We start from the raw sequence: 26,242 nt of genomic DNA, 5'->3' as shown, positions 1-26,242 counted from the left end.
CGAGGCCGATAAGATAAATGACACCGTTCATGGCACGTTCCTCCTTGGCAGCCCAACTTCATGGACCCTGCGATGTTCCGTCGGCGAAGAGCTTTTTGCGATCCAAGAGCAATGCAGGAAGAACCGGTCCAGAGCGTCGCCAGTCCGTCATCGAGACGAGCTGCCCGGCCCGGGAGTTCCCCTCTGAGCACGAATACCTTCCAAGTGGATTCCACTGAGCCACCGCCGAAGTGTGCTTGAGAGAAATCGCTTGACCAGGATAAGATCCACCGTTCCCACCCGAATGGCAGGATCGCAATGACCCGCAACCCTATCGAGACGCTGTCCAGTCGCGCGCGGCGATGGGCAATCGGGTTGACCGAGCAGAAGAGCGTCACCGGCACGGACGGCGAGGCTGCCTTCGGCCCGTGGCTGGCGGCGGAACTCCGAGAGGAGACGGCATTTCAGAACGCGGAGGTCTGGACGATCGAGGTCGGACCTCAGGACGGCCGTCACTGCGTGGCGATGCTCCTGCGCGGCACTGGTCGCTCGACCGTGCTCTTGACCGGTCACTACGACACCGTCGGGACAAGCGACTACGGACAGTTGGAGCCTCTGGCCACTCGGCCCGACGCGTTGACAAAGGCGTTGCACGGTTCCCTCGTCGCCGCGAACGCTCCAGCCGCCATTCTGGCCCACCATGATTTCGCGGGCGGGGAGTTCCTTGCCGGGCGCGGTCTTCTGGACATGAAGACGGGCCTTGCAGCCGGGCTGGCCGTATGCGCCGAATTTGCCGAAAGCGCAAAGCCGGCTGGAAATCTGCTTTTTATCGCAGTGCCGGACGAGGAGAACAATTCCGCCGGCGCCCGCGAGGCGGCGCAGATGCTGCCTGGACTCTGTAAAGAGCGCGACCTCGATTTGCTCGCGGTGATCAATCTCGATGCGATCGCGGATGATGGCGACGGCAGCAAGGGTCGCGTCATCGCTCTGGGAACCGTCGGCAAGCTGCTTCCGGCCGCCTGCGTGGTTGGTGTTCCCACACATAGCGGCTTTCCCTTGAATGGCCTCAATGCCGGCGCGATCGCCGCGGCAATCGCCGCGCGGATCGAATGGGCGCCCGAGCTCACCGACATGTGCGGCACCGAACCCGGCACCCCGCCCAGCCTGCTCGGGATTCGGGACGGAAAGACGGGGTATGATGTCACGACACCGCGGACCGCCCATGCCACTTTCAATGTGCTGAGTTATCGCCGGGCGCCCAGTGAGGTGCTCGACCGGTTCGACAGCCTATGCGCCGAAGCGGCCTCGCGTCTTTTACAGGAGCTCCGGCGGCGCGTCTCCGCTCAGCACGAAACAGGTCTGCTGGAGATGGTGCAATCGATCCCGGTCCATCGGTATGAGACTCTGCTGGCGCGTCTCGAAGAACCGGAGCGGATGCGGCTCGAAGCTGTTTCCGCTTCGATCGCCGCCGGCGACCAGCCCCTGCCCGAGAAGTGCCGATTGATAACCGAGCAGGCCTGGAAACTCAGCCGCTTGGCCGGACCAGCCATCGTGACGGGCTTCGGATCCATTCCCTATCTGCCGACGAACCTTTCCGCGCAGCCGGCAGCCGCCAGGCTGCGAGCCGCTGCCGTCGAGGTGGCCGACGAGGCAGCGGCTCGCTATGGCAACGTGGTCACCTGCGCGGACTATTTCGCCGGGATTTCGGACATGAGCTTCTTTGGCGAAGCGGCCGAGTCCTCCCTCGACGTCGTCGCCCGCAACACACCAGCCTGGAAAGACAGCGTGCGCTGGCCCCTCACGCGAGCCCTGGCCAACATACCGACAATCAACATCGGTCCGTGGGGACGCGATTATCACACGCCGCTCGAACGATTGCATGTCGGCTATGCGTTCGACGTCCTGCCGCAGCTCATTCGCGATGTCTGCGCCAGGATCCTTCGGCCCGACGCGACCTGACAAGTACGAACGGCACAAAGCGGAAGCGGCCCCCATTTGGCCGCCGCCTTCGGCTGCGACTATGACTATTCGGCTGCCTTCCTGTCGAACATCTGCTCGCTCTGCGCACCAGAGCTTGGCCGTGGCGGCGAAAGCATTGGCTCCTCGCCCATCGGTGCGCCGGGCACCAGGGAGAACTCGCCCTTGCCGTCCATCGACGGGCCTTCGCTCCAGCGTCCCTGCGCCGGTGCTACACCTTCGATGAAACAGTTGATGAAGGCATAGGATACGTCCTGACGCTCTTTCTCCTGCGGGAAGGAATTGGGCACCGGCAGAGACGCAGTCAGGCCCCCCATGTCCTCGATCGCCGCCAGCCACTGCTGCTGATGCATGGTGTCGCGCGCAATGAGGAATGACAGCATGTCCTTCATTCCGGCATCGTTGGTCATGTTGTAGAGGCGGGTCGCAAGCACGCGTCCGCTTCCTTCCGCGGTTACGTTGGCGACCATATCGGCGGCAAGATTGCCGCTGGCATAAACATGCGAAGCATTGAAGGGAACACCGTTGGAGTTTTCCGGCAGGGCGGCGAGCCCAGTCGACAAGATATGACGGAAATTCATCCCGTTGAGGACAGAGCCGCCGACCGCATCGGACGACACGTCCTCCTGCAGCGAAAGCGGTGCCCCTTCGAGATTGAGCGCGACCGCGGTCGCCAGCATCTCGATATGGGCGAGCTCCTCGGTGGCTGTGTTCAACAGCAGGTCGCGGTACTTGGCCGGTCCACGGCACCCCCACGCCTGAAAGAAATACTGCAAGGCGACACGAATTTCGCCTTCCACTCCGCCTATGGCCTGCTGTAAGGCGCGTGCAAAGATTGGGTTCGGCGTCTCGACTCGAACCGGGAACTGCAATTTCTTGTCGGTGTAATACATGGCTGACTCTCCGTTTGAAGTCAGCCGAACCTCAGCCCGGAAGCATTGTTCCGCCCGGGTAGGCGTTTAATTTGGAAAGAACTGGCAACGGATCGCCTCGTGTCAACGGAACTCAATTGCACGACGACGACAGCCGCTCCGGCCGGTCGAACGCAGTCGTGCCGGCCGGCAGACCAGGATCATGCAACCTTGGAAAACAGAGCCACGTCACATCGGGCCAAGCCGTAGCGCCACCGGTGGTCGGTCGCGGCAACCCGGCTTTGGTAAAACAGGGAAAGCTGGCTGCCTTCGATCATCACCGTTGAATGACCGTTCTCGCCCGGCTGGCCTGGTTCGAGTACCGGGCCTATCGACACGTAAGGTCCGGCAACCTCGTCAGCGATGGCAAAAAACACGCGCTGGCGATTCCCACGAAGGCCATTTGGAAGAAAGCAAGTGGCGTTCAGAAGTACTCGGCCATCCGGCAACTCGACCAGTTGGGCACCTTCTATGCCCCATTCATAGTCGGGGTCCTCTCTCGTATTGTGATGAGGGACATCAGCATGATCGAGGATCTTGCCGATCCGCTTCCACGGCCCGAACCACGAGTCGGACTGGCTGCGTGCGAGATAGATGTCGGGCTGCGGCACCCTGTTGAATTTCGGCATGGCAGAGTAAACGAGATAGCGCCTGCCACCAATGACCGCCGGATGCGGATCGTAGATGCCATCCTCTTCCGTGTCGGGGATGGCGAGAATGGCCGGGCTGAGAACCACCCAATGGAAGCCGTCGTTGGAAACCGCATGCTCGCAGCGGCCCCCGGATTTCATGAACTCGGTCTGGATGAACATATGGAAGACGCCACTTTCGTGGATGACGCCCGGAGCCGCGACCCCGGTCCCGTTGATGGGAAGCTCGATCGCTTCGTGCTCGGTCCAAGGCCCATAGAGGTCGGGGGCCGTGGCGTGCAGGATCCTCCACGTCTCGGTCGTCACCGTCCCGCTTGAGCCGAACACATGCCACAGCCTGCCATCGAAGACGGGGCATGGGTCCTTGAGATCATCCACGCTTTGCGGATGGAACAGCGGAAACACGTTGGTATCGAAGTCGATCTTCATCTTAGCCCCGGAATTTGCCCTTGCCCCGGACCCGCCCAAGCCGCGGGCGAATCAAGTTGATGTCCGGCACATTTTATAGCCAGCAAGTTCAACGCAAATACGGCGAAGGCGGTTCTCCACCAGCAAACTTGGTCGGGGCAGTTTCGATGACCGCCATTTGAGACAGCCAGTCTGCCTCCGCGCAGCCGGCGCTTTGCATTCGTCCAATCCGAAGCGGCGACCGAGGCTCTCCGTTTCACCTTGGAACAACTCACCTACCCGAAAGTTAGGAGCTGAAACCGAAGTCTAGTTCTCCCTCATCCCCGATTAACAAATGTTAGTCGAAACACAAACCACCGTCTATAAAAGGAATATCTCAATGGAAGCAGCCTTGGGCAGGGTCACCGTCAGTAAACAGGCTGGCAGGCAAAATCTACTGGTTTGCTTCTCTCATTTAAGGTGGAACTTCGTTCATCAACGCCCGCAGCATATCCTCACACTCGCATCCATGCAGCAGAGGGTTGTCTACTTTGAAGAACCTGTCTTTGAAGAACTGCCGCAGCCGCTAATGCGGACGAGCGAGGCCTCGCCAAACATTCTGATTGTGACACCAGTGCTCCCGGTCGGCACGTCGGCCGCGAAATCAGATGCCACGCAGCGCAGATTTGTTCAGCAGACAATCGCTTCTATGCCGCACAGCCGGCTGATCGCTTGGTATTATACGCCAATGGCTCTCCGCTTCACGGAGTACCTTGAGCCTGACATATGTGTCTATGATTGCATGGACGAACTCTCGGCGTTCAAGAATGCGCCGCCTGAATTGAGGCAGATGGAAAAGGCGCTTCTGCACCGCGCCGATCTTGTTTTCACCGGCGGCCTGAGCTTGTTCGAGACCAAGCGCCACCTGCATCACGCGATCTATCCCTTTCCGAGCAGCATCGACGTGAACCACTTTCACAAGGCCAGGAAGCCGGGAAAAGACCCGGCCGATCAGGCCGGCATTCCTCACCCGAGGGTCGGCTATTTCGGCGTCATCGACGAGCGGCTGGACGTCGATCTCGTGGCCCAGGCGGCGGAGACCATGCCGGACGTGCATTTCGTCATGCTCGGCCCGGTGGTCAAGATCGACGCTGCAAGCCTGCCGCGCGCCGAGAACCTTCACTGGCTGGGCGGGAAAGCCTACCGCGATCTGCCCGACTACCTGCGCCATTGGGATGCCGGCTGGATGCCGTTCGCCCTCAATGAAGCGACCCGCTTCATCAGCCCGACCAAGACGCCGGAGTTCCTCGCGGCAGGGCTGCCGGTAGTCTCGACGGCGATCGTGGACGTGGTGCGCAGCTACGGCGCTGCCGGGCTGGTGGAAATCGCCGACAGCGACGATCTGGAAACCAAGCTCCGCTCGGCTCTTTCGCGACCGCGCCAGATGCTCCGGCAACAAGTCGACGCCTACCTTGCGGATACCTCCTGGGAGCGAACATGGAATGCCATGGCGGCTCACATCGAGCGCGCCCATGAACGCAAGAAAATCGTCCCTCTTCGCAGGAGCGCTTAGCCATGTTCGACTGGCTGGTCGTCGGGGCGGGTTTTGCCGGCAGCGTGCTTGCCGAAAGGATAGCCTCGCAGCGTCACGAAAGCGTCCTGCTGGTAGATCGTCGCGGCCATGTCGGCGGCAATGCGTATGATTGCTACAATGAAGCCGGCATCCTGATCCACCGCTACGGTCCGCACATCTTCCACACCAACAGCCAGGCGATCGTGGACTACCTGTCGCAGTTCACCGAGTGGCGGTCATACGAGCACAGGGTGTTGGCGGCGGTGGACGGGAAACTCGTTCCCATCCCGATTAATCTCGACACGATCAACAGCCTTTATGGACTGGAACTGACCTCGGCCCAGTTGGAGGAATTCTTCGCGTCGCGACGCGAGACTGTGGAGGACGTTCGCACGGCCGAGGATGTCGTTGTCAGCACGGTGGGCCGCGAGCTCTACGAAAAATTCTTCCGTGGCTACACCAGGAAGCAATGGGGCGTCGATCCCAGTCAACTGAGCAAGTCGGTGACGGCACGAGTGCCGACCAGGACCAACCGTGACGACCGCTATTTCAGCGACAGCTTCCAGAAAATGCCGGCCGGCGGATACACCAGGATGTTCGAAAGCATGCTCGACCATCCGAACATCAAGATCATGCTGCAGACCGATTTCCGCGAAATCCGTGAGAAGATTCCGTTCAGGCGGATGATCTATACCGGTCCAATCGATGAATATTTCGGGTGGCAGCTTGGGCATCTTCCCTATCGCTCGCTGCGTTTTGAGCACGTCACCCTGGACCGCGAGCAGTTTCAGCCGGTTGCCGTTGTCAATTATCCGCAGACGCAAGATTACACCCGCATCACGGAGTACAAACATCTGACCGGCCAGCAGAACGCGCGGACCAGCCTGACTTACGAATACCCGACGGATATCGGCGACCCGTACTACCCGGTGCCGCGAGCCGAAAACGAAGCCCTCTACAAGCGCTACGAAGCGCTCTCCGCAGCCTGTCCCGACGTGTGGTTTGTCGGCCGCCTGGCAACATACCGCTACTACAACATGGACCAGGTGGTCGGACAGGCTCTGGCCACTTTCGCTCGCATCCAGAAAAGTCTGCCGGAATGGGCGGGCACTGGAAGGACGTCCCTGGCCGGACTGGTGGCGAGTTCTCCCGCACATGGGAGCTGAATTAACCGCGGCAGAAAACAGAAGGAGAATTGCGATGGATACAAACTTCAACTCGGAGAGCCGTTCGATATTCATTGTTGGCTTGCGCAACGCCCATGCCATGGAGAACCAAGCGCTGTCGATCATGAAACCACAGGTCGAGCGTATCGAGAATTATCCTGAGGTGGCTGATCGCTTGCGCCGGCATATTCAAGAGACCGAGGGCCAGATCACTCGGCTCGAGACGGTCCTGGAGGGTCTCGATGAAGAGCACTCGACTCTCAAGGACACGGCCCTGTCGATGGTTGGCAGCATGGCTGCCATGGGACACTCGATGGCAGGCGACGAGATCATCAAGAACAGCCTAGCGAATTTCGCCTTCGAGAACTACGAGATCGCTGCCTACAATTCGCTCCTGGTGCTCGCCGAGGCCGGCGGCTTCCAGGATGCCGAAACGGTCCTCAAGCAAAATCTGAGCGAAGAGGAAGCGATGGCCGATTGGCTTAAGGAAAATCTGAGCGACGTGACCCTGCGGTACGCCAAGTTGCGCGCGGCGGGGGAGACCGCAAAAAGCTGATCCAACGGCCAGGGGCGGCATCCACAACGCCGCCCCCGCCTGGTTGCCGGCCGCTCCTTCAACGCGTCCGGTTTGGTGCGAACAGATCTTGCTGCCGAACCAGTTCGTCCGCGACGGGCTGGCGGAGGCGTCGCGTGCCATCCGCCTGGATGACGGAAAACAATCCCACCTCCGCATGTCGGGAATTATCCCACCCGGGGTAAGCGGTTATCGGATACAGGCAAATACCCTCGATCGGCGCTTCGAGTTTTATCGCCGCACGCACCTCGTCGCAGACATAGTGGAGCCAAGCCGCCCCGCCCGATCCCTCCGAGCCGGTTTCGGCAATGAACATCGGCTTGCCGTATCGATGAGCGACCTCGATCAGCATTTCCGACAGAGCACGGTACTCGTGGTGCCCCATCGGAATGGTCGGTCCATTTATGTACCATTGATTGTGTGGGTAGAAGTTCAGGCCCACGGCGTCGACAACATCCTCGCTGCCGCCCAACTCGGGTTCGACGCGGCCCAGCAACATGTCGTAGGCCTCGAACTGTCCCAGTCGGGCGTTTTCGGCGCGGCGCCGTTCGCCGCGGGTCCGGTCGCGAGGCGCGATGTGGATGAGCGGCTCGGCCCAGACAAATCCGCATGCCGGATCGACCTCCCGCATTGCACGAACACCGGCGATGGCAGCCTTGACGAGGTGCCGCTTGAACCATCCCCGCTTGTTCGGCCCTACGCGCGGGAAATAGCCGACCTCGACGGCCCAGGCGAAGAAGGAGATTTCGTTGATCGGACACAACAGAGGCGATGTTCCGGTTATCGAACGGTACACCCTCACGGCTTCCGCCGCGAACGAGGCATAGGCATCGATGAACTGGATGGACCCCTGATCGACATGATCCGGGGATCCATAATGGAAGATGTCCCAGATGACCTGGACCCCTGCCGATTGGGCTGCCTCGACCATAGGCATCCAACTTGACCAGTCATAGGTTCCGGGAGCGGTTTCGATCAGGTGCCAGCGTAGCCCATCGCGAATGGTGCGCAGGCCGAGTTCGGCGCAGGCCCGGTAGTCGCGGAGGGCATGCAAATTATGCGAGGTCGCACGAATAAGGTCGAGGCGGACGCCATCCTTGCGCCGATGCGAGGAGCACTCAAAGCCCGCCATGAAAAAACTGGCAAAGCGCGAAGCTTTCGGAGCCGACTCACCCACTTCGTGCCCGTCCGTGCGTTCCACTTCGTCCATTCGAAGTCTCCTTTGGGCAGTCGGTTTCAAACTCGGCCGCCCTGTTTGGACCGCGAATTGCCTTGGGGAAACGCCGTATCCGATCAGGCAAGCCGCGTCCCATTGCTCAGCTCAGCTGCCCCCTCATCCTGCCTGAGCGGGGTAAAGCCGAACCGACTGGCCGAGCCTTTGTTCCGGTGGTCGACCAGCCGCGAGCTGGGTGGCGATTGGCGACATCAGGAACAAGGAGGCTCGAGCCAAGTTCGGGGCGATGTAGCACCGGCGTCGCTTAACTCGACCGGCTGCCCGGCAAACAACAGAGGCACGGGATCACATGACCGTTCAAATTCAACTTTCCGATATCGACCACGCCAGGCGCGAGGATCGTGGCGACGGTGCTTGGAGCATCGCACCGGATCTGGGTTATTTGCGGCTGGCAATCGTCAATGTCGTGTTCTTCGGCGCACCGGGCAGCGGAGACCGGAAATGGGTGCTGATCGATACCGGGTTGCCGACGTCCCGGAGCAGCATCCTTGCCGTGGCGGAGAAGCGCTTCGGGATTGACGCGCGGCCGGCTGCGATCATCTTGACGCACGGCCATTTCGACCATGTGGGAACGGTTCTGGACCTGGCGAATACGTGGGACGTGCCTGTCTTCGCGCACCCGCTCGAGCGCCCCTATCTGGACGGGACCACATCCTATCCGCCGCCGGACCCCTGGGTCGGCGGTGGACTGATGGCGCTGCTCTCACCGCTATTTCCACGCGGGCCGATCGATCTTGGCAACCGTCTGGAACTCTTGCCGGCCGACGGTTCGATCCCCGGAATGCCCGGATGGCAGTGGCTGCACACGCCAGGACACGCCCCGGGGCATATCTCGCTCTGGCGCGAGGAGGACCGCTCGCTGATCGTAGGGGACGCTTTCATCACCACAGGCCAGGAGTCGGTCTATGAGGTCGCCGTTCAGGATCTCGAGATGCACGGTCCGCCACGCTATTTCACGCCGGACTGGGATGCGGCGGAAAGATCGGTGAAGCGCCTGGCCGCGCTGAAGCCGCAGATGGTCATCAGTGGACATGGGGCGGCGGCGGCTGGCATGGGCATGCGTCAAGCTCTTGACAGCCTGGCTGATCGGTTCACGGAGTTTGCCGTGCCGCCGAAGATGAAATTCGTGCGCGAGCCGGCGACGGTTCCAAATAGCTGAGCCTGTCCGAGCGCAGCGCTCTGCTGCGGTTCTCAAGATCTGTCAAAAACGCGCCGGCTTTGCCGCCCGGGCGGCCCAAGACGGGCGGCGGCGGAACAAACGTCACAGGCGCCAGTTAGGCGTTCGTTGGGCGGCAGGCGACACCGGGCGTATCTCGAATTCTGCGTCAGGGAAGACTTAGATGGAAAACGCGAAGAACGCGTGCCCTCACGACGTGTCCTCCCCGAGATGCGTGGCGCAGCCACTGTTATTGCCACCCACCTTCAAGCCGGCGCGTTCGCTGCTCTGGATACCCGCAGCCGCATTCTTGCCCGGCTGCGCGGGGGGCGTGCTCGACCCGCAAGGGCCAATTGGCGCGGGCAATCGCACGATCCTTTTGAACTCGCTGGCGGTGATGCTGGTGATCGTCATTCCGACGCTGATCGCACTGCTGGCCTTCGCTTGGAAATTCCGCGCCTCGAACAGCAATGCCCGTTACGACCCGGAATTCACCTATTCAGGCCGGATCGAGTTGATCGTCTGGTCGATTCCGACGCTCACCATCCTCTTCCTTGGCGGACTGATCTATTACGGTTCCTATCACCTCGATCCGCGCAAACCGATCGCCTCGGCGCAGCCACCGCTCGACATCCAAGTGGTGGCGCTCGATTGGAAATGGCTGTTCCTCTATCCCGAGCAGGGGGTTGGAGCGGTCAACCAGCTGGTCATCCCGGCCGGCGTTCCCGTGCATTTCAAGCTGACCTCGGCCAGCGTGATGAACACGTTCTTCGTGCCTCAGCTTGGCAGCATGGTCTATGTCATGAACGGCATGCAGACCGAGTTGCATCTGCAGGCCGACCGCGAGGGGAGCTATTTCGGTCAGTCGGCGCATTTCAGCGGCGACGGCTTCTCGGACATGAACTTCAGCGTGACCGCGGTTTCGCCTGATGCGTTCACCCGCTGGACGTCATCGTTGCGTGGTGGCGGCGGCGTGCTCAACGCCGACGCTTACCGCGAGCTCGCCCGGCAAAGCACAAACCTGCCGCCGGCTTCGTTCGGCCACGTGCAGCCCGGGCTGTTCGAAGCGGTTGTTCAGCAGACGCTGCCGCCCGGCCCCGGCCCCGCTGAAAGTGCCGGCAGCGGTGAGCCACAGGTCAGTCCGAAGGCGTTACGAGCGGCGGCCATGGCGCACCACCAGCAGGCAGAAGGGGGAGAATGACGATGCTCGGCAAGCTCGATTGGTCGGCGATTCCGTTCGACCAACCTATCCCCCTCGGTGCGGCCTTCGCGGTGTTCCTCGCCGCGGCAGCGGTGCTCTGCTGGATAAGTCTCAAGGGATATTGGCCCTATCTGTGGAGCGAGTGGATAACTTCGGTCGACCACAAACGCATCGGCGTGATGTACATCGTGCTCGCGATGCTCATGCTTTTGCGTGGCTTCATCGATGCCATCATGATGCGCACGCAACAGGTGCTGGCCATCCACGGTCCAGGCTATCTTCCGCCCGAGCATTACGACCAGATCTTTTCGGCGCACGGCACGATCATGATCTTCTTCGCGGCAATGCCCTTCATCATCGGCCTGATGAATTTCGTCGTGCCGCTGCAGCTTGGCATCCGCGATGTCGCCTTTCCGACGCTCAACTCAGTCAGCTTCTGGTTGACGGCTACCGGAGCCCTGCTGGTCAACATCTCGCTTGTCATCGGCGAGTTCGCGCGCACCGGCTGGTTGCCCTATGCGCCCTTGTCGGAAACCACCTACTCGCCGGGCGTCGGTGTCGACTATTATCTGTGGTCGATCCAGATCTCCGGCGTCGGCACGCTGCTGACCGGCGTGAACCTGGTGACGACCATCCTCAAGATGCGTGCGCCGGGAATGGGGTATCTGCGCATGCCGATGTTCTGCTGGACATCGCTAGCATCCAACCTGCTCATCGTCGCGGCCTTCCCGATCCTCACCGCCACGCTCGCGATGCTGACGCTGGACCGCTATCTCGGCTTCCATTTCTTCACCAACGAAGCCGGCGGAAATCAGATGATGTTCGTCAACCTGATCTGGGCCTGGGGCCATCCCGAGGTTTACATCCTGGTGCTTCCAGCCTTCGGGATTTTTTCCGAGATCTTCTCGACCTTCTCGTCAAAGCCGCTGTTCGGATATCGTTCGATGGTCGCGGCGACGATGTTCATCTGCATCGTCTCGTTCATGGTCTGGCTGCACCATTTCTTCACCATGGGCGCCGGTGCCGACGTCAATGCTGCGTTTGGCATCGCCACCTCGGTCATCGCCGTCGGCACCGGCGTAAAAATCTACAATTGGCTCTTTACCATGTATGGCGGGCGCGTTCGCTTCGACACGCCCATGCTTTGGGCACTGGCATTCGTCACCACCTTCACCGTCGGCGGCATGACCGGCGTCCTGCTTGCCGTCCCGCCCGCCGACTTCGTGCTGCACAACTCGCTTTTCCTCGTGGCACATTTCCACAACGTCATCATCTCGGGCGTGCTGTTCGGCGCCTTCGCCGGCTTCACCTACTGGTTCCCCAAGGCATTCGGCTTCCGGTTGCACGAAGGTTGGGGGAAGGCGGCGTTTTGGGTCACCTTGGTCGGCTACATGCTGGTCTTCGTGCCCCTTTATATCGTCGGCCTGCTTGGCATGACGCGGCGCCTTCAGCACATCGACATGGATCTTTGGGCACCGTGGCTGGTGGTGGCCGCGTTCGGCGTGCTGGTGATGATCATCGGCGCCGCACTGCAGATCATGCAGCTGGTGGTTTCGATCCGGCATCGCGACAAGCTTCGCGACGAGACCGGCGACCCGTGGGATGGGCGTTCGCTGGAATGGTCGACACCCTCCCCTCCGCCCGCCTTCAACTTTGCGCGGCTGCCACATGTCGAGAACGAAGAACCCTACTGGACCATCAAGCAGCGGGGGATCGAGGAGCAGGGCGCGGAGACGGAGGCCGCGTACGAGCCTATCGAGATGCCGCGCAACAGCCCGACGGGCTTCGTCACCGCTTTCTTCAGTACGCTGATCGGCTTCGCGCTGATCTGGCACATTTGGTGGCTGGCGATCGTCGGCTTCATCGGCGCCTACGCCACCTTCGTCGTCTTCGCCTGGCGCGATCATGGCGACTACGAGATCCCCGCCGATGAGGTCGCGCGAATAGACCGAAACGGCCGAGCCGCGCGGCTTGCCTTCCTGCGCAGCTGGGAACGTCCGGTATGAGCGATCACGCCTTCACCACCGACATCAGCGCCGACGGCCAGACACGCGACCAATACCGGGTCAATCGCACCGGCAGCCATGGTGCAAGATCCGCGACGGGCCACGGACAGGGCGGCCCAGCGTCGAAGTTCGTCACCGTTGCCTACGGGTTCTGGATCTTTCTGCTGTCCGACATCATCATGTTCTCGGCCTTCTTCGCCGCCTATGCCGTGCTCGCCAAGGCAACCGCCGACGGGCCGGCCGGCAAGGATCTGTTCGAGCCCACGCGCGTTGCGGTGCAAACGGGCCTTCTGCTCAGTTCGAGCTTCACCGGCGGCTTGGCAACGCTCGCGAGCCACCGCAGATCGATGGCTGCCACCCAGTTCTGGCTGCTGGTTACGGGCCTGCTCGGGGCAGCCTTCCTGCTCCTGGAGGTGCAGGAGTTCGCGGCGATGGCCGGCGAGCAGGCAGGCCCGTCTCGAAGCGCATTTCTTTCGGCCTTCTTCGCACTCGTTGGTTGCCACGGGACCCACGTCGCACTCGGCCTGCTCTGGCTAGGCACCATGATGGCGCAGCTGTGGGTCAAGGGTTTTCGGTCCGATATTTTGCGGCGGCTCCACTGCTTCGGGCTCTTCTGGCACGCGCTCGACATCATCTGGGTTGCCATCTTCACCCTGGTTTATCTGCTAGGAGCATCGCCATGACCGAGATCGGGGGCGAGAGCGGGACCGGCGAGACGCCAGACCGCCGCGATTCAGCACCGGGCGAGGAACGCATAACCGAGCACGAAATGGCGGGGGGCCTCTCTGGCTACCTGCTTGGCTTCGGCCTGGCCATCCTGCTGACGATCGCTTCGTTCCTGGCGGCTCAGACCAACCTGATCTACCAGCCGGCGGTAATTTCGGCCCTGGTGGTGCTCGCTGTCGCGCAGATGGGCGTGCATCTTGTCTTCTTTCTCCACCTGACGACCGGACGGGACAACACCAACAACGTCCTGGCCCTGGCCTTCGGCGTGCTGATCGTGGCGCTGGTGGTTCTGGGCTCAGTCTGGATCATGGCCCATCTGGATCAGAATATGGCTGCCATGACCGCCCATCAAGCCGGAGTGATGCCTTGAGCGAACCGCACGCCGGACACGGTATTAGCTGACTTTCGCTCGCCTCGTCACGCGTCTCAGGCGGGAACTTTGGTTCGGGCAGCAAGTTCGGACGCCATCGGACAACAGGCTCGCGGTAGATGGACGCCCAGATCAATCACTTCGTCAAGGATATCCTCATCGAGGTCGCCGAAATGCTTCCGGCCGTGACTCAAAGGGAAAGAACGCCGGCTGACGAACTGCCCATCGAAGCGCCGGACTTTCCCCACGATCTGGAACCGGTGATCCGAGCGAACCCATCATGGGCGGCGCCGCGCCGGCCGGGCTGCACGCAAGGCACCGAGCACCGAGCGGACGGCATCGATACCTGAGCCGCGAGACTGGATCGGGGGCCTGAAAATCAGCCGGCCGTTGCGGAACTCGAAGCCCTGTGCGTTTTTAAAGCGCCATTTTGATGCCACGGGCTTCTTGCGGAAGGTAATCGCGATCCCTTCTGGTCCCACATCGACTTTGCTGATGCCCAGGTCCGCCGCGGCTATGCGCAACCTGGTCAGTTCCAGTAAATCCGCCACTTCGCCGGGCATGTCTCCAAAGCGGTCCTCAAGCTCTTCGCCGAATGCATCGAGGTCCGTCTCGGCAGCTAAACGAGACAGCCTCGCATAGAGGCTGACGCGCACCGTCGGCTCGTTGACGTAACTTTCGGGAAAGGCCCCTTTTCCGGCGCCGTTGATGTCGGCAAGCTGCTTGTCGGTATCGGCCCCTCCCGCAGCCAGCGAGACCGCCCGCTGCAGAAAATGTTGGTAAAGGCCTGCTCCGATCAGCTTCATGTGTCCGGCTTGATCTTCGCCGAAAAGGTCTCCTGCCCCGCGCAGGTCGAGGTCCCTTTGGCTGATCGCAAGGCCGGAGCCAAGCCGATCGAGCGCAATCATGGTCGAAAGTCGGGCTCTTGTGCCTTCGGCCAGTTCGATGCCAGGCTCGGTCAGAAGAAGAGCAATAGCCTGCACCGCCCCCCTTCCGACCCGGCCGCGAAGCTGGTGCAGCTGTGCCAGACCGAACCTGTCCGCTCGCCAGATCAGTATGGTGTTGGCCCGCGGCACGTCGAGGCCGCTCTCGATGATGTCGGTGCTCAACAGGACGTCGCCGTCACCGTTAGCGAACCCGACCATGATGTCGTCCAGTTGTCTCCCTTTCATTTCGCCGTGCGCCGTCTTGACCGCGAGTTCCGGCACCAGTCTGTTTAGCTGCAGGCGAACCGGATCGATGTCTTCGATGCGCGGAACCACCAGGAAGCTCTGTCCGCCCCGACGAAACTCGCGCAAAAGGGCGGCTCTTGCCGAAGCTGGATCGAAGGGCGCCAGGATGGTGCGAACGGGACGTCTTTTGGCGGGCGGAGAGTTGAGGACGCTGGCCTCCTGGACGCCTGACATCGCCGATTGCAGCGTCCGCGGTATCGGCGTGGCGCTCATGCTCAGCGTATGAAGGCAGGGCGCCATGTTCCGCAGCGCCTGCTTCAACTTGACGCCGAACCGGTGCTCCTCGTCGATCACCAGCAGTCCGAGATTGGCGAAGCTGACGCTCTTGGCCGCCAGGGCCTGGGTACCCACAACCACCGCGACCTGACCGCTCCGCAGCCGCTCCTTCACCGCTCTCGCCTCCGCCGCTCCGACCATTCTCGAGAGGTGGGCGACGTCGAGGCCGGTTCCCGCAAATCTTCTGCTGAACGTCTCGTAGTGCTGACGTGCCAACACCGTTGTCGGCGCTATCACCGCCACCTGCTTCCCGCAGAGGGCCGCGGCGGCGCAAGCCCGCAGGGCCACCTCTGTCTTGCCGAAGCCGACGTCGCCGCAGACAAGGCGATTCATTGTTCTCCCCGACGACAGGTCGCCGAGCACGTCGCGGATGGCGGCAGCCTGGTCGGGAGTCTCGGTATAGGGAAACCGCGCCGCGAACCGGGCAAGGTCGGCGCGAGAGGGTTTTATGATCGCGGCAGGCTGGCTGGACCTGGCATTGGCAAGGTCCCTCAAGCGCTTGGCCAGCCTGTCGATATCGCGCAGCGCCGCCTTGCGTCGGTTGAGCCACCCATCGCTGTTCAAGCGATCGAGCGGCACTGCAGCGGGTTCCGAGCCGTAGCGCCATATCCGCCCAAACTCATCGACCGGGACCAGCAAGGAAGCTCCGTCCTGATATTCCAGCCTGACGACATCCTGCTGCTGACCGGCCAACTCGACCTGTTCGACCGCCACCAGCGTGGCCAGGCCATGGTCCTCATGGACGACGACGTCGCCAATGCGCAACTCGGGTTCGAGCATGCTGGTGGCCGCGCTGCCGTTTGCTTTCAAGGCGTGGCCAAACAGGTCGGCCGCGGCCACCACCGCGATGCCAGATTGCTCGTCGACAAAGCCTTCGTCGAGAACGATCTCGGCCTTGAGAAGAGAGCCCCTTGGGGCCGAACGGATCCGCGGCCAGTCCGCCACTTCCCCCATTCGCCGACCAAGCTTCCGATCGAGCAGACGATCGGCTCGCTGCAGTTCGGAGGCCTCGCCCGCGAATGCCACGGTGACACCCGACCTTGTCTGCCTTTCCGCAAATTCGGCGAACCGATGCCCGGATCGCGCCTGCTGGAAGAATTTGGGAACTCGCGCGGCAGAAACGGCGAGACTCGTGCCGTGGCGTTTACGGACCGCGACGTCCCATTCTTGACGCGACAGGTAAAACTGTTCCGGCAAGGGTTTGGCGGGCGCGGCAACCTCCTGCCTCGCACCACGAGCATCTTCGATCAGGCCCAGGAAGCGGTCGAGCGGCGCGCCTTCGAGAGCTTCCGCGATGGAGACACAGGCGCCGGATGCCACATCGAAGACCGACGGCATGCTGCCGTACAACGCGACGAGGCGTTCTTCCATCGACGTCGCGCGCATCGCTGCCAACTCAGGATGATCCCCCGTTGCGAAAATCAGCTCGGATGCTGGCCCAACCGTGACCGACTCGCGCGACTGTTCGCTAAGCTGGCTGATGGGGTCATAGGTCTTGAGTTCCCGGATGCAGCTATCTGTACCGATGACGACGCGAACCGGGTGATCGGCGCCAGCAGGGAATATGTCCATGAGGTCGCCCCGAAAGGCTATCTCGCCCGGTTCGTCGACCCTTTCGTCGACACCGTATCCAATCGCCTCTGCTCTCGTTCGGAAACCATCCGGGTCGAACTCTTGTCCGAGTTCCAGAATTGTAAAACCGCCAGCAATGACTGGTGCGGGCGGCACCCGCTGGAGAGTAGTCTCGATCGACAGAACCACGATGCGCGGACGTTTTGGCTCGCTCGCGATCTCACGCAGAGCGCGAAGCCTCCGCCCCATATTGGCGCGTGTCGGCCATACCCTGTCGTAAGGCAGGCAATCCCAGGACGGCAGGAAGATGACGTCCGCGCTCGGCAGAAACTGACGCAAAGCCGCAGCGGTCTCTTCGGCACTGCGTTCCGAGGCGGCTATATGGACAATATGCTTGTTTGGACCGCTCTCAAGGGAGTCGGCCAGCGCCGCCGCGATTGCGGCGGAAGGCGAGGCGCCCTGATCTCTCGCGAGGTCCCTGTCATTCGACGGGTGATCCATTTCTTCGATGATTTCCGTCCGCGAAATGGGTCTATTCACTGAGGTCTCACCTTGCCACCGTCGAGAACGTCAGTGGGACCACTCCGTTCCTGAGGCGCGGATTAAAGTGTTGCAGGCAGTTGGCAGCGCGCGCGGTCTTGCGTTCTATGGAGCAACGCGCCAACGATGCGGCTCTCGATGAGCCGCTTCTGTTGGAAACGGTCACCGCCGCCGACGATGGCCGTTTAGCCGGCCATGCTTCCAGAATCTCCACAACTTTGAACGAGCTCGTAATGACGCGGGCGCTACGTGTCAGCCTTTCCGACCAGCGGGCTAGAATGGCCGCCTTGCTCGGAGACCTGGTTAGAATTCGTTTGGAAATCAGAGACGCCGCCGCCGTCCACGCTCATATAAGAGGCACCGTGGGCCTGTGGCTTCAGGAGCTTCGCTTCCCGGACCAAGGACGACCAATTGAGCCCTAGCAGGGCTATCAGTTCGCGGGCGTCTTTTTCGCTGACGCTGGTTTCCTTGATCAGGCGATCAATGAAAGCTGTCTTAGGCTCATCCATGGCGAACTCCCCGAAGAGTCCGACGTAACCGCGAATGCCTACCCTACGTTCCGGCGGAGCGGCGTTAGGTATGAAAACGTACAAAGCCGTGGGTGCGTTTGTTCCGTGGGCTGCGGTTTTGATCGCGCCTTTGGCAAACCAGGTTCTGCTCATTCGGATTTCACCGCCATCCGGAACTTTTGGCTGGGATAAAAGTTCGGTGGGCAACATCAGCTAGGTAGCCATTTTGTCCCCCTCTTCGTCCTCGGATGTACTTATCCGCAAGCTTCAGACCATCTCGGACATTCGAGAAGCCGAAATCGCGGTTTTGAAAAGCATACCGATTCAGGAGAAAGATTTTTCGGCCAACCACGACCTGGTGCGTGAGGGTGACCATCCTGTTTACTCGTTTGTCGTCCTGGATGGTTTGGTCGGGTCCACCAAATACACAAGCGAAGGAAAGCGACAGATCACGTCTTTCTTCGTGGCCGGGGACATTCCCGATCTGCACGGGCTGCATCTGTCGGTCATGGATTGTAATTTCTCGACCATGACGCCGGCCCGAGTGGGCTTCATGCGACACGATGTTCTACGCAGCATCTGTGACCAGCACCCTCGCATCGCCACCGCTTTCTGGCGGTCGACGCTGATCGACGCCGCGATGTACAGGGAGTGGGTCACCAACGTTGGAAGACGTGAGGCTTACACCCGCATGGCTCACATTTTGTGCGAACTCATATTTCGCTTGCGGGCGGTGGGACGCATTCAGGATCACATTGCGGATATTCCCATAACCCAAGCCGCACTTGGCGACGCATTGGGTTTGTCGACGGTCCACGTCAACCGAATGCTTCAGGAACTACGACGTGAAGGCCTGATCGCCACCACGGGGTCGAGAATGCATGCAATCGACTGGCCCGGCCTCACTCACGCAGGGGATTTCGACACGACTTACCTGCATCAAAAGAACCCGGCAGATTAGTGGTGACGGAAGCTCTCCCATGGCACGATTTTTCTTTGACACCGGCGATCGCGATTTGGTCTTGCAGGATGAGATAGGTGTCGAATGCGCTGGCCTAGAAGAGGTGCGCCGAGTCGGATTCGAGGGCCTTATCGATCTTACGAGAGACGCATTGAAAAGCGTCGACGGCCAGAAATTGTTTGTCGAGGTGCGTGATGAAAATGGCGACAAGGTTCTGCGGCTAAGCCTCTCGCTTCAGATCAAATTGATGAGATGAATTCGGCCGATTTTCGCGCCATTATCGGATCAGCCCCCCACCCAACCAGCTTCAACATGGCCATCGGACTGCATCGAGCGAGAACTCTCGAAGGGCCGCGAGCCATAGGATGACTCAGGGCTCGGTCATGGAGTGGATCCATCGATGCAAGCGGGTGGGCGCTTTAATCTATGTAAGTGCGCCTAGTCGGCGACCGGATTAATTGGGTCTGTGCGTGCCGGGGGACAATGCACCCTTGCTCGCACGCAGGACCCTGCTGATGACGGGCCCGAGTATCAGCCTGGAGCAAAACATGACAATTGTCGCTTCTTGGACCCTTCACCCCACCAGATCAGACCGACACGAACCAGGTCCCATGTCCCTGGAGGATCGGTGTGATGGCTGACCACCGTCGCAAGCTCAACGAGTCCGATCCGGCGCTTGCGGAGCAGACACAGCCCGCTACCGACCCTGGCGGATCGTCCTTGCCAGGTTCTGGCGAACAGACGAACCTGGTCGACCTTGTTCCCGCATTGCGGGCATTCGCACGTTCGCTCAGCGGCAGCATCGACGAAGCTGACAATCTTGTCCGAGAAACACTGGTCAAAGGGATTGCAGATCTCGATGGTCTTGACGGAAGCCGGGTAAAGCCCTGGATCTTCGCCACCATGCGTAGGGCTTCATTGGCCAGGCTTGAAGGCACAGCCCCCCAGCCTCGAGGACCGGCGAGCTGCCTGTCAGAACCTTTTGCCACGGACACACAGGAACAGATGGAAGCCGGCCCCAGGGTGGCGCGTGCCATTGACCTCCTGGCGGATCCGGAGCGGCAGGCCATCGTTCTGGTTTGCATGCTCGGACTGTCCTATGAAGACGCCGCCGACATCTGCGATTGCGACACAGCCACCATCAAGGGCCGGATACAGGATGCGAGGACAAGAATGGCTGTCCTGTCGGGTGTCCCGGCGGAAGCCACGCCTGAAATATCGAATTGATGGTGAGCAAAGCGCGGCAGTGTTCAACGCAAAAATTCGGAATGCCTGTCAGGCAGCCACGCACCACTTGCCCTGAGATAGCCTATAGCTCAACCGCCGGTTTGTTATCCATGACAGGGAACCATGAGGGGATCCGCCGAGTTCGACCCTCGGACAAGCTCGGGTTCCCAACATGGAAGAAATCGGCAAGGCGCAACAGAAGGCCATAGCCCGTCTCATACGTCAGTGGATTGCATCGGACGCCAGCCGTCGCCAGCTTCGCCAGTTGCTGGACTTACCGACAGACGCTGACATGCCGCGCGAGCATCGGTCATTGCTCGACGAACTCGACCGAAAGCTCGACGAATAAGTGCATGCTTGCCGAGACACGGACGCTCAGTCGTCATCTTCCCAGCGGCTGCCGGGACAGCTGTTCAAGCTCGTTCTCGTCCGTGATCCCGGCTTGGTAGTAAGCAAGGATGCGCGATGCGCGCCGTTCTCTCTCGGCTTCAGTCTCGTTCTTGAGATTGCTGCGTGCAAGGACACGGCTCAGTACGGCAAGTTCCGATGGGGTATAGGCATCCCTATGCATTTCATCCCGCCCATGCACTGCAAGAAACCTACAATAAGGATTCTCCGGCGCGCCCTAACGCTGGTCGGGACAGAATGTTCCATGGATTTTCGTGGAAGGAGAAAAAGCTTATCAGCGCTAGATGTGAGTTTCTGGGGCTTGCCGAGCGTTTAAAAGCTGCGAAACGGCGGTTATGATTTGCGGCAGAAAGAAGGGCTTGGTGATCATAATGCTGTTGGGCACTCCTTCCGCTCCCCAGTGTACCGCGCTGTCGCCGCTCATATAGACAACTGGGATGGTCGAGTTGGACCTACGCAAATGCCGGGCGATCTCCCACCCGGATTGTCCCGGCCCCAAACGGATGTCGGTGAGCACGGCCTTGAACCTGGTGGGATCGGGGTCGAAGGCCGCCAGCGCCTCGGCAGCATTTCGAACGCCGACGACCTGAAAGCCAGCCTCTTCCAAAGCTGACTCGAGGTCGAGCAGTATCATCGTCTCATCTTCGACGATCAGAACAACGCCATCGCTCATCCGGGATATCCCCAAGTCGCCACCGCTACTACGATCTCGGCGTCAACTTGGTTCCATATGACACGCATCGGCCTGTTGTCACCGCGACCTCGCGGCGGAGTCATGAGAAGCCCGCCTCGGAAAGCCGAGACGGGCTGAAGCTGCTTCGACAGCCTCGAAGGCCAAGACAAGGGAGGATTGTAGGCCCGCGACCGAACCTTGAAGTGCAGCGAATGTTCCTCTGGATGTAGGCTCTTATTCGATTAGCCTCCGCGGCAGCCCGCCTCCAATGCGGGGCATTTCGTTTTTGCTCAAGATTTCTCCTGATCTCCAGAAGCTTGCTGGATTTCCGTCATCACCTGCCGGGGATCGACATTCTCGGCCAGTTGCGGCAGCTCCTGATCGGCCGGTGTGGAGACATTGAGGCGCTCCGTCAAAGCAGCCACCATTTCGATGAGCCTCGTGGTTTCGTGCTCGTTGAGAAGGCTGATCTGCAGATCCAGCTCCGCTCGGCGCTCGCTGTGTTCGGCCATTCTGTTTTGGTTGATCAGCACGAAGGTGGACAGGAAGATCGCCTCGACCGAAGCCACCATGGCCAGGATCACAAAAGTTGGGTCCCAGGCTGGGACGGCCGGTATCAGGCCAAGGTTCGCAAGGATCCAGGCGATCAGAATTGCGAGATGCAAATAGACAAAAGGCATGCTTCCCGCGAAGCGCGAAATGATGCCGGCAATTCGCACCTGAACGCCTTGGTGCTCCTCCTGTTGTCGCCTGTGGTCGACCAGAGCCTGTATGTTCTGCTGAAGGACCGACTGCATGTCGGCGGGATGCTGATCGTTCATCTTTGAAAGCCCGGTTTGGCGGCCAATGTCATCCGAGCGTTGCTCATCGCCCGCCTGGCACGTCCGGCGAGGCTGCACCGCCTGAACTCGCGGGCTCATGGCCGCCGGTCTCTTCAGACGAGGAGTGCCGTCCTGCAATCGTGTCCACCATGGCGATCACCGCCCCCGGGGCGCTCTGATGAACCATATGGCCGGCGCCCTCAACGACGTCGAGGAGGGACCCACCGACCTCCGCATGCAGGCGTCGTGCCTCCCCCTCGGCGTCGAACAGCCGGTCTCCAGAACCCGCCAGGATGCCTGTCGGGACACCAATGTCCGTGTAGCTGGCCTTCGTCAGCAGGGCCGCCGCCAGCATCGATGCCGATTCCGAACACACCGCCCGCAGTTGGGAAGGGCGGCTGGCGATATCTTTTGCGAGAACGGCGAAGTCGGCAGCGACATCCGCTGGGTGGAAGATCTTCTGCATCGTCCAAGGCCAGGCAAGCCTCACAAGCACCGGCAGCAAGGTGTGGCGAAACGCGGTGCCGACGAATGGCAGAGCCGGGAGGGCGGCCAGCGCAAGATCAAGCCGCGGCGGCGGATAGTAATAGCCGGAGACCAGCACGACGCCGGCAACCGAACGAGAATGCCTGCGCGCCAATTCGAGGGCTACCCAAGCGCCCCACGAATGTCCAAGCACGATGTAGTTCTCGATACCCAGCCTGCCGGCGGCGGCATGTATGAGATCGGCTTGGTCGCGGGCAGACCACCGCCGGCCGCGCGACCGCGTGCTTCGCCCGAAGCCCGGCCGATCAAATGCGAGTACCCGATAGGTTTTTGCCGCCTGATCGAAGATGCCGCTCGACTTGAAATCCTGTGCCATGGATCCGTTTCCATGCAGCAGAATGAGCGGCATGCCGGTGCCGGCTTCGATAAAATGCAGGCGAAGACCGTCAACCTCCATGACATGGCCGTGCGCCCGGCCAACAAGCGCACGTTTGGCGCGGGTGTGATTGTACCCGGCAAGTGCCGACAATGCAGCGATGAGCAGCACGGTCGATAGCTTCGGTCCATCCCTGTCGAACGCCATGCCCATGCCTGCCAGCAACTGCCCTGCCCGGTGCCCTGCCTGCCCAAACCTTCGGAGTGGCGGCTTGTTCCGCTGGACAAAGACGACGCTTTGTAGCCGGCTCAAACGGCCTAGGCGGTAAGCTCTCTATGGGCATGGGACGCGGCGATGGCAGCTTGTCCAAACGCGACCGCAATCTGATTCAGCGCTTTCACAACGTCGCCGATGGCGTACATGCCGGCGACGGAAGTCTGCTGGTGCTCATCGACCGTGACGTAGCCCTCCGCGCAACATCTCGCGCCGACGGCCAGGGCGAGGTGCGAGCGCACCTTGCATCCCAAGGCCGCGTAGACTGCATCGAAGCGGCAGGTCGCTCCATCCTGCAAAATCGCCGCACAACCGTCAGCAGCCGGGCTGAGCCTGTCGAGAGTGTGACGGATGACTATCCCTCTTTCGCCCGCCGCGCGACGCGTGCTGGTTGAAAAGTCCGATGCATGGGTCCCCAGCATCGTTACGTGTGGTGTGAATCGGCTGAGGAAAATGGCCTCGTGCAAGGCTCTGTCACCCTGCCCCACGACCGCTATCTTCCGGTCGATCACCTCATATCCGTCGCACACCGGACAAAGCCGAACGACACCGGCCGCGATTGCCTCCGCCAAGCGGGGCAATTCGGGTGTCGTGTCGACAATCCCGGTCGACAGGAAAACCTTACGCGCGCGGATTGCGCCGATCGAGGTCTCAGCATCAAAGCCTCCCTCGCCAGCGGCCAGCGAAAACACCTGCCCCCGCATCAAGGTTGCTCCGTACAAGCTCGCGTGGCGGCCAAGCCGATCGAGAAGGTCGGGGCCACTTATCCCTTCGGGAAAGCCCGGACAATTATGGCTCTTCGGGATCAGAGCGGCACGGGGCTGGCCGGCATCGACCACCAGCACGCGATGGCGAAAACGGGCGAGATATTGGGCTGCGGTCAGTCCCGCTGGCCCGCCTCCGACGATCAGCACATCTTCAGCGTCGGCGAGCGGGTGACCGGCATGGCTTTCACCGCAGGTTTGCTTCATCAGCGGCGAACTATCTGGTTCGTTCGATGTTCCAGCACGACACGCGGAGAGACCGCATAAGCCCGGCCGGCTTCAGCCGCAGCCAGAGAGCTTCGATCTCGTTGTCACACCGGTCCTGCTCGGCGTCGAAACCTTCTTACCGCTTCGGGGTTAATCCTGACGGACAAGGTGAGCACCTGCGAAACACAACCGTTGACCTCGTCCTCAAACGACGTCGGGCGGCTCGCAGGCCATGAATGATATGAGTGAAGAGCTGAGGCCGCCGACAAAGGGCGCTGCCGAACTCGCTCAAACGGGGAGCGCCGTTTTATGAATGGATGCCTCAAGGCTTCAGATGATCCGGGTCGCTACCTTTAACGTAAACGGCGTCAACGGTCGATTGCCGGTTCTACTCAAATGGCTGGGTGAGACGCACCACGACATCATCTGTCTCCAGGAATTGAAAACATCGGACGAAAAGTTTCCTGCCGATGCCATCAGCAACGCCGGCTACGGGGCGATATGGCACGGACAGAAGTCGTACAACGGCGTAGCCATTCTCGCTCGGGGCAAGCAGCCGCATGAGCGTCGGCGCGGGTTGCCCGGTGACGCCGATGACACGCATAGCCGTTACATCGAGGCGGAGATCGACGGTCTCGTCGTTGGTTGCCTATACCTGCCCAACGGCAACCCGGCGCCTGGTCCGAAGTTCGACTATAAGCTCCGCTGGTTCGAGCGGCTGATCGACTACGGACGGCTCCTGATCAAGGACGCGCCCGCCAGCCTGCTTTGCGGCGACTACAACGTGGTGCCGGCGCCGATCGACGCCGCGGTTCCGGCACGATGGCTGGGCGACGCCGTCTACTTCCCGGAGAGCCGACAGGCTTACGCCGACCTGCTTGCCGATGGCTGGACCGACGCCGTCAGGCTGATCCGTCCCGAGAGAGGCGTCTATACCTACTGGAATTTTTCCTATCGGGGCGGTTACGACCGCAGTTCCGGCCTTCGCATGGACCATCTTCTCGTGAGCCCCTCGCTCACGAACAGGCTGGCCGGAGCGGGCGTGGATGAGACGGTACGGGGATGGGACAAGCCAAGCGATCACGCGCCAGCCTGGATCGAACTCGACTGGCCCCGGTGAACCGAGACATCGGGCTTCAGCCAGACCGCATGACGCCAGGTTCGTCCGCCTCTCTTAATCGTTGCGAATCCTCGGGGGCGGCGACCAGATCCTGGAATCCAAGTGTGACGACGAGATAACCCGCCTCGTCGTAGACTTTCGTCACCCAGCTGGTCGGGTCCGCGCCATCGATAATTCCGCGCTTCGCCTCTTTGATGGCCTCATCCCGATCAGCCATGTCGGCGAAGATTGCAGGCTGGGACATGCCTTCGATAAACTCGAAGCGAAATTTCGGCATCGATCCCTCCTGTCGGTGGTGATAACGGATCGGCCATTGCTGGCAGGGTGACGGTCAACGCCACCGTTTCGAAAAGGATGCACCGATTGTGCGTGCCTGAACCGGAGGTCAGGCAGCGTTGCTGGCTTCCGTTTGCCAGTCGTCCTGCCAACGCGCGCGCACGGCAATCATCAGCATGGCCGATTCCGTGATCCCGGTCTGGAACAGCCTGATCAGCTCTCTCGCGATGGAGTGAGCCGCCGCGGTGTCCGGCAAAATGGCAAACTCCTGGCACATCGCGTCGAAGACCGCGCGAAGCGTGTCCAGGTCATTCGGGTAGAGGGTATCCGTGCGAATGGGTCGGTCAAGCATCAAGCGTCTCCAAACGAGCGAGAGTGCGATGGTCTCCCAAGCAGCGGAGCCCGTTACATGCCCGCTGACCTCTCGCTTATGCGGCACAGCGCACGACGTGTCGCTAACCTATGATGGACCGAGGCAAGTTCGCGCACAAAAGATCCAATTGCGTATAGCGACGCGGCTAGCGCCACGCCCAATGGAAGCCGCACGACCGTTGGAGCCGCGAGTGTTCTAAAGTTCAAGGCGACCAAAGGGACATCGTAGATGTTTCTTG

Annotated in this window: 26 protein-coding genes; 15 read left to right on the top strand and 11 right to left on the bottom strand. The window is 61.0% G+C overall.

Features of this window, described 5'->3' with window-relative positions:
• Positions 1-297 precede the first annotated feature (297 nt).
• Positions 298-1,938, top strand: a complete 1,641-nt coding sequence (locus MESAU_RS12655) for a M20/M25/M40 family metallo-hydrolase (protein ID WP_015316431.1) — start codon at positions 298-300, stop codon at positions 1,936-1,938.
• Positions 1,939-2,003: 65 nt separating this feature from the next.
• Here MESAU_RS12655 and MESAU_RS12650 read toward each other — a convergent pair whose 3' ends face one another.
• Both MESAU_RS12650 and MESAU_RS12645 read right to left on the bottom strand, forming a co-directional pair.
• Positions 2,004-2,849, bottom strand: a complete 846-nt coding sequence (locus tag MESAU_RS12650) for a manganese catalase family protein (protein ID WP_015316430.1) — start codon at positions 2,847-2,849, stop codon at positions 2,004-2,006.
• Between the two features lie 179 nt (positions 2,850-3,028).
• Complete coding sequence (locus MESAU_RS12645; RefSeq protein ID WP_015316429.1) at positions 3,029-3,946, bottom strand: glycoside hydrolase family protein; 918 nt, start codon at positions 3,944-3,946, stop codon at positions 3,029-3,031.
• A 358-nt stretch (positions 3,947-4,304) separates the two neighbouring features.
• Between MESAU_RS12645 and MESAU_RS12640 the strand changes: the two genes are divergently transcribed.
• From MESAU_RS12640 to MESAU_RS12630, 3 genes are read left to right on the top strand one after another with little or no spacing between them, the layout of a single operon-like run.
• Entirely contained in the window at positions 4,305-5,477 is a 1,173-nt protein-coding gene (locus tag MESAU_RS12640) for a glycosyltransferase (RefSeq protein ID WP_015316428.1), read from the top strand.
• A gap of 2 nt (positions 5,478-5,479) precedes the next feature.
• Positions 5,480-6,643: a UDP-galactopyranose mutase gene (glf, locus tag MESAU_RS12635; protein WP_015316427.1), complete on the top strand. Its 1,164-nt coding sequence runs from the start codon at positions 5,480-5,482 to the stop codon at positions 6,641-6,643.
• A 34-nt stretch (positions 6,644-6,677) separates the two neighbouring features.
• Positions 6,678-7,199 (top strand): ferritin-like domain-containing protein, encoded by a 522-nt coding sequence (locus tag MESAU_RS12630; RefSeq protein ID WP_015316426.1) that lies wholly within the window; start codon positions 6,678-6,680, stop codon positions 7,197-7,199.
• A gap of 58 nt (positions 7,200-7,257) precedes the next feature.
• On the opposite strand, the gene MESAU_RS12625 is transcribed toward MESAU_RS12630, so the two are convergent.
• Positions 7,258-8,427 carry a glycoside hydrolase family 26 protein gene (locus MESAU_RS12625; RefSeq protein WP_015316425.1) on the bottom strand — a complete coding sequence of 390 codons (1,170 nt, stop codon included), beginning with the start codon at positions 8,425-8,427 and terminating at the stop codon, positions 7,258-7,260.
• A gap of 313 nt (positions 8,428-8,740) precedes the next feature.
• Between MESAU_RS12625 and MESAU_RS12620 the strand changes: the two genes are divergently transcribed.
• From MESAU_RS12620 to MESAU_RS31130, 6 genes are all read left to right on the top strand, one after another.
• On the top strand, positions 8,741-9,610 hold the full coding sequence (locus MESAU_RS12620; RefSeq protein WP_015316424.1) for an MBL fold metallo-hydrolase: 870 nt from the start codon (positions 8,741-8,743) through the stop codon (positions 9,608-9,610).
• Between the two features lie 181 nt (positions 9,611-9,791).
• Positions 9,792-10,808 carry a ubiquinol oxidase subunit II gene (cyoA, locus tag MESAU_RS12615; RefSeq protein ID WP_015316423.1) on the top strand — a complete coding sequence of 339 codons (1,017 nt, stop codon included), beginning with the start codon at positions 9,792-9,794 and terminating at the stop codon, positions 10,806-10,808.
• A 2-nt stretch (positions 10,809-10,810) separates the two neighbouring features.
• Positions 10,811-12,814 carry a cytochrome o ubiquinol oxidase subunit I gene (gene cyoB / locus MESAU_RS12610; protein WP_015316422.1) on the top strand — a complete coding sequence of 668 codons (2,004 nt, stop codon included), beginning with the start codon at positions 10,811-10,813 and terminating at the stop codon, positions 12,812-12,814.
• A complete protein-coding gene (locus MESAU_RS12605; protein WP_015316421.1) occupies positions 12,811-13,497 on the top strand; it encodes a cytochrome (ubi)quinol oxidase subunit III in 687 nt (228 codons plus the stop codon). Before cyoB ends, MESAU_RS12605 begins: the two co-directional genes overlap by 4 nt.
• Entirely contained in the window at positions 13,494-13,910 is a 417-nt protein-coding gene (gene cyoD / locus MESAU_RS12600; protein WP_015316420.1) for a cytochrome o ubiquinol oxidase subunit IV, read from the top strand. The genes MESAU_RS12605 and cyoD overlap by 4 nt, the downstream gene beginning before the upstream one ends.
• 119 nt (positions 13,911-14,029) lie before the next feature.
• On the top strand, positions 14,030-14,260 hold the full coding sequence (locus MESAU_RS31130) for a hypothetical protein (RefSeq protein WP_015316419.1): 231 nt from the start codon (positions 14,030-14,032) through the stop codon (positions 14,258-14,260).
• On the opposite strand, the gene MESAU_RS12595 is transcribed toward MESAU_RS31130, so the two are convergent.
• Positions 14,189-17,530 (bottom strand): DEAD/DEAH box helicase, encoded by a 3,342-nt coding sequence (locus MESAU_RS12595; RefSeq protein WP_015316418.1) that lies wholly within the window; start codon positions 17,528-17,530, stop codon positions 14,189-14,191. The genes MESAU_RS31130 and MESAU_RS12595 overlap by 72 nt on opposite strands.
• A 245-nt stretch (positions 17,531-17,775) precedes the next feature.
• Entirely contained in the window at positions 17,776-18,192 is a 417-nt protein-coding gene (locus MESAU_RS31650) for a hypothetical protein (RefSeq protein ID WP_041163349.1), read from the bottom strand.
• Between the two features lie 73 nt (positions 18,193-18,265).
• Between MESAU_RS31650 and MESAU_RS12585 the strand changes: the two genes are divergently transcribed.
• The 4 genes from MESAU_RS12585 (at position 18,266) to MESAU_RS31120 (ending at position 20,576) form a co-directional block, all read left to right on the top strand.
• On the top strand, positions 18,266-19,000 hold the full coding sequence (locus MESAU_RS12585) for a Crp/Fnr family transcriptional regulator (protein WP_015316416.1): 735 nt from the start codon (positions 18,266-18,268) through the stop codon (positions 18,998-19,000).
• Between the two features lie 19 nt (positions 19,001-19,019).
• Complete coding sequence (locus tag MESAU_RS12580; protein WP_015316415.1) at positions 19,020-19,256, top strand: DUF6894 family protein; 237 nt, start codon at positions 19,020-19,022, stop codon at positions 19,254-19,256.
• Between the two features lie 377 nt (positions 19,257-19,633).
• A complete protein-coding gene (locus tag MESAU_RS12575; RefSeq protein ID WP_015316414.1) occupies positions 19,634-20,227 on the top strand; it encodes a sigma factor-like helix-turn-helix DNA-binding protein in 594 nt (197 codons plus the stop codon).
• A gap of 172 nt (positions 20,228-20,399) precedes the next feature.
• On the top strand, positions 20,400-20,576 hold the full coding sequence (locus tag MESAU_RS31120) for a hypothetical protein (RefSeq protein ID WP_157163632.1): 177 nt from the start codon (positions 20,400-20,402) through the stop codon (positions 20,574-20,576).
• Between the two features lie 339 nt (positions 20,577-20,915).
• Here MESAU_RS31120 and MESAU_RS12565 read toward each other — a convergent pair whose 3' ends face one another.
• The 4 genes from MESAU_RS12565 to MESAU_RS12550 form a co-directional block, all read right to left on the bottom strand.
• Complete coding sequence (locus MESAU_RS12565) at positions 20,916-21,308, bottom strand: response regulator (RefSeq protein WP_015316412.1); 393 nt, start codon at positions 21,306-21,308, stop codon at positions 20,916-20,918.
• A gap of 290 nt (positions 21,309-21,598) precedes the next feature.
• Complete coding sequence (locus tag MESAU_RS12560) at positions 21,599-22,129, bottom strand: DUF1003 domain-containing protein (RefSeq protein WP_041163348.1); 531 nt, start codon at positions 22,127-22,129, stop codon at positions 21,599-21,601.
• Between the two features lie 43 nt (positions 22,130-22,172).
• Positions 22,173-23,198, bottom strand: a complete 1,026-nt coding sequence (locus MESAU_RS12555) for an alpha/beta fold hydrolase (RefSeq protein WP_015316410.1) — start codon at positions 23,196-23,198, stop codon at positions 22,173-22,175.
• Between the two features lie 110 nt (positions 23,199-23,308).
• Positions 23,309-24,235 carry an NAD(P)/FAD-dependent oxidoreductase gene (locus MESAU_RS12550; RefSeq protein WP_015316409.1) on the bottom strand — a complete coding sequence of 309 codons (927 nt, stop codon included), beginning with the start codon at positions 24,233-24,235 and terminating at the stop codon, positions 23,309-23,311.
• Positions 24,236-24,569: 334 nt separating this feature from the next.
• On the opposite strand from MESAU_RS12550, the gene xth reads away from it, so the two are divergent.
• Positions 24,570-25,355, top strand: coding sequence for an exodeoxyribonuclease III (gene xth, locus MESAU_RS12545; RefSeq protein ID WP_015316408.1), 786 nt, complete (start codon positions 24,570-24,572; stop codon positions 25,353-25,355).
• A gap of 16 nt (positions 25,356-25,371) precedes the next feature.
• Here xth and MESAU_RS12540 read toward each other — a convergent pair whose 3' ends face one another.
• Together MESAU_RS12540 and MESAU_RS12535 are read right to left on the bottom strand one after the other, a co-directional pair.
• Positions 25,372-25,632 (bottom strand): hypothetical protein, encoded by a 261-nt coding sequence (locus MESAU_RS12540; protein ID WP_015316407.1) that lies wholly within the window; start codon positions 25,630-25,632, stop codon positions 25,372-25,374.
• Between the two features lie 108 nt (positions 25,633-25,740).
• Positions 25,741-25,983 (bottom strand): hypothetical protein, encoded by a 243-nt coding sequence (locus tag MESAU_RS12535; RefSeq protein ID WP_015316406.1) that lies wholly within the window; start codon positions 25,981-25,983, stop codon positions 25,741-25,743.
• Positions 25,984-26,242: the final 259 nt, after the last annotated feature.

Origin of the sequence: Mesorhizobium australicum WSM2073 (assembly GCF_000230995.2) — a bacterium.
Lineage (GTDB): Bacteria > Pseudomonadota > Alphaproteobacteria > Rhizobiales > Rhizobiaceae > Mesorhizobium > Mesorhizobium australicum.
This window is presented reverse-complemented; position numbering and strand designations above follow the sequence as displayed.